The following is a 14,019-nucleotide window of genomic DNA, read 5'->3' as shown; positions in this document are numbered from 1 at the left end:
CCGGTCGGGCCGGCTACTTCAACAGCGCCGGCCCGTCCCTGCCCAGCTTCTCCTTGATCTTGTTCGCGAACATGGCCAGCATCGGCGGCAGGTCGAGTACCGCGTGGACATGCGCGTCGTGCATTTCACAGCGCGCCTGCACCGTCTGCCCCATGCCGCTGACCGTGAAGTGCAGCGTGTCGCCGTCCCAGCTTTTTCCGTGCAGCGTGCCGCCGGGGATCATGCCCGCCAGCTTGTCGATACCGCTGTCGATCCGCTGCCGCACGCCCGCGCGTCCGAGTTGATGGGGAATATCGACGGTCACCGGTTGGTTCATTGCAAACTCCTTCGCGCGCCGATCTAGTGCGCGGTGCTGTTCGAAAACAGGTTCATCACGATCACGCCCGCGATGATGAGCGCCATGCCGAGCATCGCCGGCAGGTCGAGCCGCTGCCCCTGCCAGACCCACGCGATGCCGGCGACCAGCACGATGCCGACCCCCGACCAGATCGCATAGGCGATGCCGGTCGGCACACTCTCCAGCGTCCGCGACAGACAGTAGAACGCGATCGCATAGCCGATCACCGTCACCAGCGACGGCCCGATCCGCGTGAACCCGGCGGTCGCGCGCATGGTGGACGTGGCGACAACCTCGGCGATGATCGCACTGGCAAGCCAGAGATAGGGGTTCATGAAGTGGAGATAGGGCGGCGACGGTGGCGATGGAAGCTTGGCGGCGGCGCGTGGTTCTCGACAAGCTCGAACGGAACGGGCTGGGGGTCCGATCCTGCGCTACCCGTTTCACCACCCCGTTCGGTTCGAGCAGCTTCGAGCCTGCCGAGAAGCGTCCGTCGAGAACATTGCGTTCGGGGCACCCCGTTCTCGACAAGCTCGAACCAAACGGCGTTTCACTAGGTGTAGCCCAGCCCCCCTTGCACCCGCCCGCCACACATCGGATATGCGCCGCGTGCCCGCTCTCCTCGCCCTGCTCGCCGGCCTGACCTCGGCCCTCGGCTTCGCGCCGCTTCAATGGTGGCCGGTCACGCTGGCCGCGTTCGCGCTGTGGCTGTGGCTGGTCCACCGCGCGCCGACGCTGAAGGCCGCCCTGTGGCGCTCGTGGCTGTTCGGCGTTGCCCATTTCACCATCGGCAACAACTGGATCCAGCACGCCTTCGACTTTCAGGACCGGATGCCCCCCGCGCTCGGCTATGTCGCGGTCGTCGGCCTCGCGCTCTACCTCGCCGTCTATCCAATGATGGCCGGCGGCATCGCTTGGCGTCTCGGCAGGCGCAGCGAACGGCCCGACCTCGGCTTCGTCCTGATCGCCGGCGCAGGCTGGATCGCCACCGAATATCTGCGCGCGATCGTTTTCACCGGCTATGCGTGGAACCCGATCGCGGTGATCTGGGTCCCGACCCCGCTGCGCGCCCTCGCCGCCTATACCGGCACCTACGCCCTGTCCGGCCTGACCGTCGTCGCCAGCGCGCTGCTGCTCCTGCCTCGCCCGAAAGTGCGCGCCGGTGTCATCGTCGCCCTCGCCCTGCTGATGCTGGTCCCCGAGGACGCGCTCGACTTCAACCTGACGCGACCAACCATCGCCGCCACCGCCCCGCGCGTCCGCGTCGTCCAGCCCAATTTCCCGCAGGAGGTCGTCCGCAGCGAAGGCTATGACCAGCGCCTGCTCGACCGGCAGATCGAGCTGTCCGGCACCCCCGGCCCCGCCCCGCGCCTGATCGTCTGGCCCGAAGGCACCGTCAATTTCTACCTCGAGGACGGCTATCCGCCCGAATGGTATCAGCACCCCCCCGCGCTGCTGCGCGCGCGCATTGCCAGCACGCTGGGGCCGCGCGATGCGGCGCTGGTTGGCGGCACCGCGCTGTTCTTCTCGCGCGACGGACAGGTCACCGACGCCGGCAATTCGGTGTTCGCCATCACCCCCGATACCCGCATCGTCGGCCGCTATGACAAGGCGCATCTGGTGCCCGGCGGCGAGTATCTTCCGATGCGCTCGATCCTCCAGCCGCTCGGCCTCTCGCGCCTCGTCATGGGCGATGTCGACTTCCGCCCCGGCCCCGGCCCGGCGACGTTGGCGCTGCCCGGCTTCGGCCCGGTCGGTATGCAGATCTGCTACGAGATCATTTTCTCCGGCCAGGTCGTCGACCGCGCCCACCGTCCCGCCCTCCTGTTCAACCCATCGAACGACGCGTGGTTCGGCCGCTGGGGTCCGCCGCAGCATCTGGCGCAGGCCCGCCTGCGCGCGGCAGAGGAGGGGCTGCCTATCCTCCGGTCGACCCCCACTGGTATTTCCGCGGTGATCGACGCCACCGGTGGCCTCGTCGCGTCGATCCCCCTGGGTCAGGCGGGTGCCATCGAAGTCCCGATCCCCGCCCCGCACCCCCCGACCCTGTTCGCGCGGGTCGGCAACTGGATGGCATTGCTGGCGATAGTTTTGCTGTGCGGCCTCACGATTGCCATCCGTCGTCGCGCGCGCTAGGGCGACCATATAAGGAAAGCTTTATATGCGGCATGGCAACGGCCGCGCGCTTTCCCTCTAGCCTAGAGGAAGTCCATGCGTTCCAATTATCTCTTCACCTCGGAATCGGTTTCCGAAGGTCATCCTGACAAGGTCGCGGACCAGATTTCCGATTCGATCGTCGACCTGTTCCTGTCGAAGGACCCCGAAGCGCGCATCGCCTGCGAAACGCTGACCACGACCCAGCTCGTCGTCCTCGCCGGTGAAATCCGCTGCAAGGGCGTGTTTGAAAACGACCAGTGGGCCGATGGCGCACAGGAAGAGATCGAGCGCACCGTCCGCGAAACCGTGAAGAAGATCGGCTATGAACAGTCGGGCTTCCACTGGGAAACCTTCCGCTTCGAAAACAACCTGCATGCGCAGTCGGCGCATATCGCGCAGGGCGTCGACGCGTCGGGCAACAAGGACGAAGGTGCCGGCGATCAGGGCATCATGTTCGGCTTCGCCTGCGACGAAACGCCCGACCTGATGCCGGCGACGCTCGATTACAGCCACAAGATCCTCGCCCGGATGGCCGCCGACCGCCATTCGCGCGCCGCGCCGTTCCTCGAACCCGATGCCAAGAGCCAGGTCACGCTGCGCTTCGAAAACGGCAAGCCGGTCGCCGCGACCGCGATCGTCGTCTCGACCCAGCATGCGCCGGGCTATGACGAGGGCGACAAGGAAGCCGAACTGCACAAGTATGTGAAGTCGGTGATCGCCGATATCCTGCCCGCCGACCTGCTGTCGGATGCGACCGAATATCACATCAACCCGACCGGCAGCTTCGAAATCGGCGGCCCGGACGGTGACGCCGGCCTGACCGGCCGCAAGATCATCGTCGACACCTATGGCGGCGCGGCTCCGCACGGCGGCGGCGCGTTCAGCGGCAAGGACCCGACCAAGGTCGACCGGTCAGCGGCGTACATCACCCGCTATCTTGCGAAGAACATCGTCGCCGCCGGCCTCGCCAAGCGCTGCACGATCCAGCTCGCCTATGCGATCGGCGTGTCGAAGCCGCTGTCGCTGTACGTGAACACGCACGGTACCGGCACCGTCGCCGACGACGCGATCGAAACCGCGATCGCCGGCATCGCCAAGCTCGGCGGCCTGACGCCGCGCGGCATCCGCACGCACCTGTCGCTCAACAAGCCGATCTACCAGCCGACCGCCGCCTATGGCCATTTCGGCCGCAAGCCCGAGGGCGATCTGTTCCCATGGGAAAAGACTGATCTGGTCGACGATCTGAAGGCCGCACTGGCCGCCTGATCCGGTCCGGGCCAGACGGCTCGACACGGACAAGAAATTGCGGGAGGTTCGCCGACAGGGCGGACCTCCCGTTTTCATGTCCGCCCGCCAAGGGGGACGTGATGCGGCGGTTTGGCATGGGACTGTGGGCGATCGGTCTGTTGATGACGGCGGCATCGGCTCCGCCGGCGGTGGCGCAACTGCAGAGGAATGCGATAGCCGCGCCTGCCGACCAGCCCTATCGCTTCAGGCATAGCGGGCTGACCATCCCGGCGATGCTGGAGGGAATGCCGCGCGGGCGAATCGAACAATTCGGCACCGACGAACTCGACGTATTCGCCAATTACGAGCGCGGGTCGGACGCGATCACCCTCTATGTCTATCGCAACGTCAGCGGCGCGGTACCCGTCTGGTTCGACCGCGCCGGCGCCTCGATCGAAACGCGGCGGGACATGTACGGCATCGCCACCGCCGCCGGTCCCGCGACCGCATTCGCCCCGCCGGGGCAAAGCGTCGCCAGCGGCCTGATGGGCGCGTGGTCGGTCTCGAAGCCGCCCTATCGTGGCACCGGGCTGGCGCTCCTGCCGATGGGCGACTGGCTGGTGAAGGTCCGCTACAGTTCGGCGACGCACGACGGCGCGGGGATTGCCGCACGGTTGCCGGCCATCCTGTCAGCGCTGACCTGGCCGACCGGCCTTGCCGCGGCGGCTCCCGCCCAGCCGATTGCGGATTGTACGACTCCGCTCGACTTCCCGAAAAAGGCGAAGCTGGTTCGCGATGAGAAATCGAACATGATGTCGGGGCTGCTGGGCGGGATGTTGCAGTCGATGGCTTCGGACAAGCTGGCGGAAAAGGACACACCCGACGCCGACGCGCAGAAGCCGGCGACATGGTGCCGCGATCCTGGCCCCAGCCCGGTCGGTGCCGTCTATCGCAGGGACGCTGCCCTTGATTCCTATCTGCTGGCGTTCAGCGATGCGGGTCGCGGGGCTTGGGTCGCGCCCGATATGTCGGGCCTGCTGCTTGGCAAGAAGGGGGGCAAGCGCTGGTCGGTCGCCTTGGTCGACATGGCGGAGACCTCGAACTACCCGCCGCTGACCGCCCTGCCCCGTCCGGCGGAGGTGCTGGCGCTGGTCCAGCAGCCCGCCATCTCCACCACGCGGACATGGGGCGACAAGACGATCACCCTCAACGGCGGCGCGATGCCGGGAAGGCGTTGAACGGACGGGCGCTGAACCGATTGGCGTTCGGAGCATGCCTCACGACATCATCCGTTGCCCCAGCGACGGCCTGGGCGGGATCGACATTCAGTTCGCTGGGCGCAGAAATAGCGGTCCGTCCCCTTTCGTCACTCCCGCGCAGGCGGGAGTCCATAGACGCCAGCGTCGCGGATCCAGCCAAACCGTCGGCGTTTATGGATTCCCGCCTGCGCGGGAATGACGAAATCCCATGGTTATCGCTGAATGTCGATTGGTCCTAGGTCTCGCGCGGCGCCTGCCACCCGTTTTGATCGGGAAATCCCAATTCTTCGCCGGGACCACGTCGCAAGTCGGGCGGGTCGGACTGCCGTCGCAGAGGTTCCGTCCCGATCCGGAGCGCGGCTCCCTTCCGGCCGCAGCGCAGGATTTCCTACAAGCTACCCCTCCGGTATATCCGGAGCAGAAGTGCAAACCCGATCGCAGGCAATGTAGATCGAGTTCGAAAGATCTTTGACAGGTAGTTGAACCGATTAGTCGATCGGCCCGACGTCGCGAATGCGCCAACTGCGCACGAGTGTGACTTTTGTGACCTTTGACCTTCGCGCTGGCCACGCTACGCCGCCTCCGGCAACACCCGCGCCACCACCGCCTCCGCCACCAGCCCGATCACTGCTCCGACCGCGACATCGATTGGAAAGTGCGTCCCTCGCGGTATCTGGATCGCCGCCACCGCCGCCGCCCCGGCATAGGCTGGCCCGGCCGCGTCCGGATATTCCCGCGCCACCGCCCGCGCCACCGCCAGCGCGCCCGCGGTATGCCCCGACGGAAACGAGTTTTGCGGCCCCTCATCGGTATCGCCGGGCTTGGGTCGATGGTCCTCCCGGTCGCTGAACAGTTTCGGCCGCGCCCGGTCGACATTGGCCTTGATGACCGCCTTGGCCAGCGTCGCAAGGCCGTGGGCGACCAGCATCCGCATCCCCGTCCGCGTCAGCCGGGCATCGCTCCGCCACAATCCGACGGCGATCGTGGTCAGGTTGATCGCGACCATCGGCGGCTGATCGGCGACCTCGCTGAGCCACCCGGCGGCCTTCACCACCGGATGGTCGTGGAGTTCGCGGGCGACGCCGCGGCCCGCATCGATATCGGCATCGACCAGCCGCTTAGCCTGTTGTTTCGCCTTGCGCTTCTTGCCCATGGTAACCGAACCACCGGCGGACGCGGAAGCTCCCTTGTCGGACCACGGCCCCGCCGGGTAGGAGCGCGGCGATGAACGATCCGACTACCATCCGCCGCCTCTATGGCCGTCGACAGGGGCACAAGCTGCGCGAGGGGCAGGCTTCGCTGGTCGAGCAATTGCTCCCCCGCGTATCGGTACCCGAAACCGGCCCGCTCGACTCGCACACCCTGTTCGGTGACGATCGCCCGGTCGAAGTCGAGATCGGTTTTGGTGCCGGCGAGCATCTGGCGGGTCAGGCATCGGCGCGGCCGGACCACCGCTTTGTCGGTTGCGAACCGTTCCTCAACGGCGTCGTCGGCGCGCTCAACCACATTCGCGACGGCGAATTGGCCAATGTCCGCCTGCACATGGGCGACGCGCTGGAAGTGATCGAACGCTTTCCCGACGCTTCGCTCGAGCGCGTCTACCTGCTGCACCCCGATCCCTGGCGCAAGGCGCGCCATGCCAAGCGGCGCATGATGAACCACGGCCCGATGGACCTGATCGCCGCCAAGCTGCGGCCGGGCGGCGAGTTCCGCCTGGGCACCGACGATCCGACCTATTGCCGCTGGGCGATGATGATCATGGACCAGCGCCGCGACTTCGCCTGGCAGGCGCAGACCGCCGCCGACTTCCTGACCCGCCCCGCAGACTGGCCGGAAACCCGCTACGAGCGCAAGGCGCGACGACAGGGTCACGAAGTCTGGTATTTCCGCTACCTCCGGCTTTAGACCGCGACCGGGCTCGCCACCCGGCCATTCTCGCCGAAGATGCGCAGGTAGCGGGCGATATCGGCGGGATCGCCGGTCGCCTTGGCGGGATTGTCGGACAGCTTGACCGCCGGGCGGCCATTGGCGCTGACGACCTTGCACACCAGCGAGATCGGCTCCAGCCCCTCGCCGCCCAGCGGATCGCAACCACGAAAATCGTTGGTGAGGTTGGTGCCCCAGCCGAAGCTCATGCGCACGCGTCCGTGGAAATGTTCATAGGTCGCGATGATGCTGTCGACGTCCATGCCGTCGGAAAAGATCAGCAGTTTCGAGGCGGGATCGACGCCGCGTTCCTGCCACCAGCGCAGGATCTGCTCGCCGCCCTCGATCGGCGGCATGCTGTCGGGGCGAAAGCCGGTCCAGTCGGCCAGCCAATCCGGCGCATCGCGCAGGAACGCGGCGGTGCCATAGGCGTCGGGCAAGGCGATTAGCAAGTTGCCGCCATAATGGCGCTGCCATTCCGCCAGCACGCGATACGGCGCGGCGGCGATGCCGGCATCGTCGTCGGCCAGCGCCGCTTCGACCATCGGCAGTTCGTGGGCGTTGGTGCCGATCGCCTCGACCCCAGCCTGCATCGCGAGCAGCACGTTCGAGGTGCCGACGAACCGATCGCCCAGCCCCTCCTGCAACGCCTCGACGCACCAGCGCTGCCACAGGAAACCGTGCCGCCGCCGGGTACCGAAGTCGGACAGGACCAGATCGGGCAGGACGCGCAGCCGCTCGACCTTGTCCCACAACCGCGCCTTCGCCCGCGCATAGGTGACGTCCAGCGCGAACCGGCCATGATCGCGCAGCGCCGCCCGCGCCCGCAATTCGTTGATGATCGTCAGCGCCGGGATTTCCCAGAGCGAGGTTTCGGCCCAGGGGCCTTCGAAATGTAGTTCATACTGTCCGTCGCGCACCGACAGGTCGTATGCGGGCAGGCGGAACCGGCTCAACCAGTCGACGAAATCGGGCGAAAACATCCGCCGCACGCCGTAAAAGCTGTTGCCGGCCAGCCAGATCAGTTCCTGTTTGGTGAAGCCGATCGTCCGGGCGTGGTCGAGTTGCGCGCGCAGTTCGGCTTCGTCGATCACCTCGGCCAGCCGCACCGACCGGCTGCGATTGATGACGGCAAAGGTCGCGTGGACGTCCGGATGGACCTCCCGGATCATCTGCACCATCAACAGCTTGTAGAAATCGGTGTCGAGCAGGCTGCGCACCACCGGGTCCAGCCGCCAGCCATGATCCCATACCCGGGTCGCGATATCGGTCATCACCATCGATCAGCCTTTCGGAACATGGACATAGAGTTCGGCCGGACGGAATGCGCGCCCCGCCTCGAACGCGCCGGTCGCCCGCAGCGCGCCGCGTTCGAGCATCCGGCGGCGAAAGGCCGGCTTGTTGAGCGGCCGTCCCAGCACCGCCTCATGGACCCCCTGCAACTCACGCAGGGTGAAGTGCTCGGGAACCAGCGCGAAGGCGTCGTCATCGATCGTCCGGCGCAACTTCGCGATCGTCATCGCGATGATATCGGCATGGTCGAACGCCAGCGTAACCACACCGCCATCGACCATGATCGAGCCATCGGCGTCGATCGTCGCCAGACACTGGTCGGCATGGCGCGGTACCGTGGCCAGGCGCGCCGGTGCCAGCAGCGCGCGATGCGCAATCGCGATGATCCGCATGCGGGGGTCGCGGTCGGTGTTGCCGAAGGCATGCACTTGTTCAACCGCGATGTCGGCCAGCCCCGCCTTGATCCCCAGCACCCGTGTCGCCGCCGCCTCGAGCGATTCGTCGATTCCCACGAAACCGCCCGGCAATGCCCAGCGTCCGGCGAAAGGCGGCCGGGTTCGCCGCGTCAACAACACGCAGAGCCGCCCCCCCGCAACGCCCAACAGGACGCAATCGACCGTGATCGATGGCCGGGCATAGGCCGTCGGATCATAACCGGTCAGGAACAATGGCTCTTCCATCCGCCTTACATATATGCAAATAGAATATATTCAAGGCGAAGCCGAAGGGAGACGAACAATGGCCGCTGTCATCATCGTCGTGGATACGCAGGCGGATTTCATCCTGCCGGACGGAGCGTTGCCGGTGCCCGATGCAGAAACGATCGTCGCGCCGCTCGCCGCATGGCTGCAAACGCGAACCGCGCGCGACACGGCGGCGGTCGTCTTCACCTACGACACCCATTTCGTCGAAACCTACCCGACGAGCGCGGAAGCCGAACAATTCCCGATCCATTGCGTCCGGGACAGCGCGGGCTGGCGCAACCTGCTGGACCCGTTGGCAATCGATCCGGCGATCCCGTGCCGGACGCTGGAAAAGGGCGTGTTCGACATGTGGGCGGAAGCCGGCCTGCCGCTGTTCGACCCCCGCGACGGCGCGCCACCGATCGACCGGGACGCCTTCTTCGCGGCCCTGCAGGACCGCGGCATCAACCATGCAATCGTCGTCGGCGTGGCGGCCGATTACTGCGTCCGCTGGGCGATCGACGGTCTTGTCGCGCGCGGGTTTACGGTTTCCGTGCTATCGGCGTTGACGCGCGGGATCGCGCGTACGATCGAGCAGGTCGTCGGCCAGGATTTCGCGGGACGGCCGGTATCGCTCGATGCAGCATTTCAAGTCCAGCTTCCTCAATCACTTGGTAATGGTATTTGATGCATGTTATGCCGGATGCACCACTGTCGAACGACGGTGGGAACAAGGGTTGACGGATGACGCATATACTTGTCGCTGACGACCATCCGATGTGCGCCACCGCGCTCGGCATGGCAGCGAGCGCGGTCGATCCATCGGTTACCAGGGATTGCGTGACCACCCTTGCCGAAGCCGAAAGCCTTGTTCGGCAACAGGAATACGATCTCGTCCTGCTCGACCTGATGCTGCCCGACGTACAGGGGTTCGCCGGACTTGCCCTGCTGCGCGCGGTGCGGCCATCAGCGACGATCGCGATCGTATCCGGCCGGGAAGAACCGGCGGTGATCGCACAGGCACGCGCGCTCGGCGCGCAGGGGTTCATTCCCAAATCCTCCTCGATCGACCAGATGATGGACGCGATCCGCAGCCTGCTGTCCGGCAAGCACTGGGTCCCGGCCGGTCTCGAGGACATGCCGCTCGCCGATCCGCGCATCGATCTGGCCGAACGGATGGGGACGCTGTCGATCGCGCAGTTGCGCGTGCTGCGCGCGATCGCCAACGGGCATCAGAATAAGCAGATCGCCTATGACCTGCAACTCGCCGAACCGACCGTCAAATCGCATCTGTCGGCGATCTTTCGCAAATTGGGCGTGAGCAACCGGACGCAGGCGGTTCTGGCGCTACAGGCGTTCGACGCCTGAGGCCGGAGACCGGTCAATGACGTGGAGTTCGGCGTCGATCTGAAACGGCGGCGAAGTCTGCGATTCCGGGTAATCCGGGCTTTTCCGAGGACCGATCGACATTCAGCTGTCAGGCCAGCGAACTTCTCCCCTTCCTGACAAGGGAGGAGAGAAGCCGAAACCTCCCGGAATGCCGAGCGGCCCTCGGAGCCGGATGACGCGCGGCTTGGGCCATCAACATTCAGCCGCAAGGTTTGCAACGTTGCTCCCCTCTGTGAAAAAGGGGCTCCGAAGAAAGGTCACGCCCACCAACCGACCTACCCACCCCCCTCCCTTTAAGGAAGGGGAGAGGTCCAGGCGGATCTCGCATGTCGATCGACCCTGTCAACGGAAAGCGGGACCAGAATCACGTCAGGGATGACGACCTCCTTTTCCGTCCAGTCGCGCCAGGTCCTCCGCCCATTCCGCGCACAGTATCGGCGGTCAGACCGGTTCAGCCATCGCACGCTGGGCAGCGTCGATTACGGCGGTCGCGCAGCGATCGATATCGTCCAGCGCCGCCGGATCGATTGGTGCGTCGTCCCGGGCATCCTCGATCACCTGCAACGCCGCGACCAGTTCGAACGCGCCCATGCTGGCTGCGGCTCCGCGCAACGCATGGGCTTCGCGCCGGGCGAGGTGGATGCGGTCATGTTCGACCAGCGTGCGCAGCCGCGCCGGGGTCCGCGCCGCATCCTCGATCAGCAGTGCCAGCAACGTGTCGCGCTGCGCCGCGCCGAGGGCGCTGGTGATCGACTGCATGCGGTCGCGGTCGATGGCATCGGGATTCGGCATCGCCGGGCGTCCGGCGGGCATCGGCACCTTGCTGAGCACGGCGCGCAGTTGCGGCACGTCGACCGGCTTGGTCAGAATGCCGTTCATCCCGACGCGCAGGATCTCGGCGCGGCGTTCGGTCGAAAGGTCGGCGGTCAATGCATAGATCGGCACGCCCGCCCCCGCCCCGCTCCACGCCCGGATCGCACGCGCGGCAGCGATCCCGTCCATCACCGGCATCTGTACGTCCATCAACACCACATCGACCGGATTGCCCGTCGCCGCCGTGACATATTCGACGGCGCGCGCGCCATTTTCGACCGCAATGACGTGATGCCCCAGCCGCCGCACGATTTCAGTGATCAGATAGCGATTGGTGTCGTTATCCTCGGCGACGAGGACGGTCGACGCCGTAATCCGCCCCCCCGGCGGCGTCGCGTCCGATCCGGGTACGGGCGCATCCACCGGCAGTCCGACCTGTCCGGCGGCCGGCAGTGGCAGGCGGAACCAGAAGCGCGATCCGGCACCGGGGCGGCTGACGACGCCGATGGTGCCGCCCATCGATTCGACCAGCATCCGGCTGATGCTGAGGCCGAGGCCGGTGCCGCCATAGCTGCGGGTGGTCGAGGCGTCGGCCTGAACGAAGGGTTCGAAGATGGCGTCCAGCCGGTCGTCGCGGATACCGACCCCGGTATCGGCGACCTCGAACCGCCAGCAATCACCGGCCTCGCGCGTCGCGGTGATGCGCACCGATCCGTGCCGGGTGAATTTTATCGCGTTGCCGACCAGATTGGTCAGCACGCGTTGCAGCCGCGCCGGATCGCCGACGACGCGCGAATCGGGTACGTCGAAGTCGAGCGACACGGCATGATGCTTTGCCTCTGCCGCGAACATGCCGGTGGCCGTCGCGAGCAGTTCGCGCGGTTCGAAGATGATCGCTTCGGGCTGGCTGTGCCCCCCTTCGAGTTTCGAGAAGGTCAGGACGTCGTCGACGATATCGGACAGCGTCCGGCCTGCCTGTTCGAGCGAATCGAGATGCCGCATCCGCTGAACCCGGTCGGGCGTGTCGCGCAGCAACTGTGCGGCGGCGAGGATCGAGGTCAGCGGGGTGCGGATCTCGTGGCTGATCGTCGCGGTGAAGGTCGCCTTGGCCGCCAGCGCGCGTTCGGCATCCTCGCGCGCGGCACGAAGATCGGTCATCACCGCGACCTGTTCGGTCGTATCCTGCAACACGCCGAACAGGCCGACCACTTCGGCCCCCTGCCCCCGTTCGGCCTGTCCGCGGGACTCCACCCAGCGGATCGCACCATCGTGCCGGATCAGCCGGGCGGTGAAGGCGAACGACCCGCCGGTTGCAATCGCTCGGTCGATCTGGGCGCGAACCATCGCGCGGTCGTCGGGATGATAATAGTCGAGCGATGCCTCCAGCGACGGTTCCTCGCCCGGCGGCAGGCCGTGGATCCGGAAGATTTCCGGCGACCACAGGTTACGCTTGTCGGTGAGGTTCAGTCGCCAATGGCCGAGCCGCGCCGCGCTTTCGGCCATGGCGAGCAGCCGCTGCTGTTCCTGCAACTGCGTGATCGATTCGATCGCCCTGGTCTCGGCCGCCCGGCGTTCGCCGATGTCGCGGATCGAGCCGATCAGCTCGCAATTATAGCGGCTGTCGCCGATCAGACGGAACGCGCCCTCCAGCCAGACATAATGGCCGTCGCGATGCTGCATGCGGTAGCGAAAGACGGTGCTGTCGCCGCCGGGAACCAGCGCATAGGTCTGACGGCGGACGCGGTTGCGATCGTCGGGATGGATCGATGCATAGGGGGTGCGCGCGATCATCTCGTCGGGCGTATACCCCAGCAGGCGCAGCGACGCCGGGGAGGCATAGCGGCGGATGCCGTCGCGACCGACGCGGACGATCAGGTCGGTCGAATAATCGGTCATCATCCGCAATTGTCGTTCATTGTCGCGGATCTCGTTCAGCGCCAGCGACTGTTCGTAGAGGAGCGAGGCGACCGGAAAGCTGGTCAGCGCGATGATGCCGATGAGCAGTTGCAGGAACAGGACCCGGTCGGCGACCGCGTCGAACGCGGCGACGATCGGCCCGACGCCGTTGAGCGTGCCGACCGTCGCGATGGTGCCGATGATGAGCAGCGAGGCCGACACACCGATGAAGCGCGAAAACAGCGCGGCGAACACGCCGCACGGTAGCAGCAGGAACAGGGAGGGGTTGCGGCTGGTCCCGAATACCACCAGCGCGATGATCGTCGACATTGCGATCGGCAGCGCGAGCGTCGGCGACAGGATCCTGAGCTCCTCCGCCAGTGCGCGTCGCGTCGCCTTCAACGCCGGCAGGAGGACGATCAGTCCCATGGCGATGGCGGCAAACCACTGCACCGCGTGGTAGAAGACGATCACGCCGTGCAGGAACCAGCCGGACACCTCGGCCAGCAGGGTGCTGACCGTGGCACCGACGAACGCCGCGAGGATCACCAGTCCATAGCCGCGCAACGATCGGGGATCGGGTTCGAACCGCCGCAGCAGCCCGGCAACCAGCAGGATGACGACCGCGTCGATCGAGGCATACACGATCAACGGCAGCAGCGGCAGGCCGACGAACACCCCGGCGGCGACCAGCGTGGCAAAGGTGATCGCGGTGATGCCCGGCCAACGCCGGACCGGACGTCGCGTCAGCGTGGCGACCGCGATCGGCGTGGCCGGCCAGATCAGCAACGCCCCCTGCAACAGCGGCACCAGCGCCATGGCCAGTGCCGACGCAAGGAACAGGATCGCCACATACCGCGGCATGTCGATCGGCGGCTGCACCGCCGGGCGACGACTGTCGCGCCGCGGCCAATGCTCGTCGACCGGCCGCTGTGGGGCATCGGGCCGAACCGGCGCATGGGCCGATGGGGGTAGCGATTGGCCGGTCATGTTCGATCATCCGCCCGTTTGCGCAAGGTCATGATGGTGGTCGATCCGT

At 66.4% G+C, this 14,019-nt stretch carries 12 protein-coding genes; 6 read left to right on the top strand and 6 right to left on the bottom strand.

Annotated elements, in window-relative coordinates; all coding sequences use genetic code 11:
• Window positions 1-13: 13 nt before the first annotated feature.
• Both ASE70_RS16475 and ASE70_RS16470 read right to left on the bottom strand, forming a co-directional pair.
• Window positions 14-316: a polyhydroxyalkanoic acid system family protein gene (locus tag ASE70_RS16475; protein WP_055995825.1), complete on the bottom strand. Its 303-nt coding sequence runs from the start codon at window positions 314-316 to the stop codon at window positions 14-16.
• A gap of 23 nt (window positions 317-339) precedes the next feature.
• Window positions 340-672 carry an SMR family transporter gene (locus ASE70_RS16470; RefSeq protein WP_056507197.1) on the bottom strand — a complete coding sequence of 111 codons (333 nt, stop codon included), beginning with the start codon at window positions 670-672 and terminating at the stop codon, window positions 340-342.
• 265 nt (window positions 673-937) lie between these two features.
• Here ASE70_RS16470 and lnt point away from each other — a divergent pair, with 265 nt between their 5' ends.
• From lnt to ASE70_RS16455, 3 genes are all read left to right on the top strand, one after another.
• On the top strand, window positions 938-2,473 hold the full coding sequence (lnt, locus tag ASE70_RS16465; protein WP_056507193.1) for an apolipoprotein N-acyltransferase: 1,536 nt from the start codon (window positions 938-940) through the stop codon (window positions 2,471-2,473).
• A 75-nt stretch (window positions 2,474-2,548) separates the two neighbouring features.
• Entirely contained in the window at window positions 2,549-3,760 is a 1,212-nt protein-coding gene (gene metK, locus ASE70_RS16460) for a methionine adenosyltransferase (protein ID WP_055995830.1), read from the top strand.
• Between the two features lie 101 nt (window positions 3,761-3,861).
• Window positions 3,862-4,959 carry a hypothetical protein gene (locus tag ASE70_RS16455; protein WP_056507191.1) on the top strand — a complete coding sequence of 366 codons (1,098 nt, stop codon included), beginning with the start codon at window positions 3,862-3,864 and terminating at the stop codon, window positions 4,957-4,959.
• A gap of 592 nt (window positions 4,960-5,551) precedes the next feature.
• On the opposite strand, the gene ASE70_RS16450 is transcribed toward ASE70_RS16455, so the two are convergent.
• Window positions 5,552-6,133 (bottom strand): phosphatase PAP2 family protein, encoded by a 582-nt coding sequence (locus ASE70_RS16450; protein WP_056507188.1) that lies wholly within the window; start codon window positions 6,131-6,133, stop codon window positions 5,552-5,554.
• Between the two features lie 71 nt (window positions 6,134-6,204).
• Between ASE70_RS16450 and trmB the strand changes: the two genes are divergently transcribed.
• Window positions 6,205-6,885 (top strand): tRNA (guanosine(46)-N7)-methyltransferase TrmB, encoded by a 681-nt coding sequence (gene trmB, locus ASE70_RS16445; protein WP_056507182.1) that lies wholly within the window; start codon window positions 6,205-6,207, stop codon window positions 6,883-6,885.
• On the opposite strand, the gene pncB is transcribed toward trmB, so the two are convergent.
• Both pncB and ASE70_RS16435 read right to left on the bottom strand, forming a co-directional pair.
• Window positions 6,882-8,186 carry a nicotinate phosphoribosyltransferase gene (gene pncB / locus ASE70_RS16440; protein WP_056401493.1) on the bottom strand — a complete coding sequence of 435 codons (1,305 nt, stop codon included), beginning with the start codon at window positions 8,184-8,186 and terminating at the stop codon, window positions 6,882-6,884. The genes trmB and pncB overlap by 4 nt on opposite strands.
• A 3-nt stretch (window positions 8,187-8,189) precedes the next feature.
• The gene (locus ASE70_RS16435; protein ID WP_056507179.1) at window positions 8,190-8,879 is read right to left on the bottom strand and encodes an NUDIX hydrolase; all 690 of its coding nucleotides are present in this window, start codon (window positions 8,877-8,879) and stop codon (window positions 8,190-8,192) included.
• Between the two features lie 58 nt (window positions 8,880-8,937).
• On the opposite strand from ASE70_RS16435, the gene ASE70_RS16430 reads away from it, so the two are divergent.
• Window positions 8,938-9,570: an isochorismatase family protein gene (locus ASE70_RS16430; RefSeq protein WP_056401485.1), complete on the top strand. Its 633-nt coding sequence runs from the start codon at window positions 8,938-8,940 to the stop codon at window positions 9,568-9,570.
• Between the two features lie 56 nt (window positions 9,571-9,626).
• Window positions 9,627-10,250 (top strand): response regulator transcription factor, encoded by a 624-nt coding sequence (locus ASE70_RS16425; protein WP_056507177.1) that lies wholly within the window; start codon window positions 9,627-9,629, stop codon window positions 10,248-10,250.
• A 462-nt stretch (window positions 10,251-10,712) separates the two neighbouring features.
• Here ASE70_RS16425 and ASE70_RS16420 read toward each other — a convergent pair whose 3' ends face one another.
• A complete protein-coding gene (locus ASE70_RS16420; RefSeq protein WP_056507174.1) occupies window positions 10,713-13,970 on the bottom strand; it encodes a PAS domain-containing protein in 3,258 nt (1,085 codons plus the stop codon).
• Between the last annotated feature and the right edge of the window lie 49 nt (window positions 13,971-14,019).

The organism is Sphingomonas sp. Leaf22 (assembly GCF_001421715.1).
Taxonomy (GTDB): domain Bacteria; phylum Pseudomonadota; class Alphaproteobacteria; order Sphingomonadales; family Sphingomonadaceae; genus Sphingomonas.
The sequence above is the reverse complement of the archived record's forward strand: the minus strand, read 5'-3'. Positions and strand labels throughout refer to the sequence as shown.

Bases quoted from the DNA above. Each gene is read 5' to 3' on its own strand.
- ASE70_RS16430 (WP_056401485.1), top strand. From the start codon at position 8,938: ATGGCCGCTGTCATCATCGTCGTGGATACGCAGGCGGATTTCATCCTG.
- ASE70_RS16470 (WP_056507197.1), bottom strand. From the start codon at position 672: ATGAACCCCTATCTCTGGCTTGCCAGTGCGATCATCGCCGAGGTTGTC.
- ASE70_RS16450 (WP_056507188.1), bottom strand. From the start codon at position 6,133: ATGGGCAAGAAGCGCAAGGCGAAACAACAGGCTAAGCGGCTGGTCGAT.
- ASE70_RS16420 (WP_056507174.1), bottom strand. From the start codon at position 13,970: ATGACCGGCCAATCGCTACCCCCATCGGCCCATGCGCCGGTTCGGCCC.
- ASE70_RS16475 (WP_055995825.1), bottom strand. From the start codon at position 316: ATGAACCAACCGGTGACCGTCGATATTCCCCATCAACTCGGACGCGCG.
- trmB (WP_056507182.1), top strand. From the start codon at position 6,205: ATGAACGATCCGACTACCATCCGCCGCCTCTATGGCCGTCGACAGGGG.
- pncB (WP_056401493.1), bottom strand. From the start codon at position 8,186: ATGGTGATGACCGATATCGCGACCCGGGTATGGGATCATGGCTGGCGG.
- lnt (WP_056507193.1), top strand. From the start codon at position 938: ATGCGCCGCGTGCCCGCTCTCCTCGCCCTGCTCGCCGGCCTGACCTCG.
- ASE70_RS16425 (WP_056507177.1), top strand. From the start codon at position 9,627: ATGACGCATATACTTGTCGCTGACGACCATCCGATGTGCGCCACCGCG.
- ASE70_RS16435 (WP_056507179.1), bottom strand. From the start codon at position 8,879: ATGGAAGAGCCATTGTTCCTGACCGGTTATGATCCGACGGCCTATGCC.
- metK (WP_055995830.1), top strand. From the start codon at position 2,549: ATGCGTTCCAATTATCTCTTCACCTCGGAATCGGTTTCCGAAGGTCAT.
- ASE70_RS16455 (WP_056507191.1), top strand. From the start codon at position 3,862: ATGCGGCGGTTTGGCATGGGACTGTGGGCGATCGGTCTGTTGATGACG.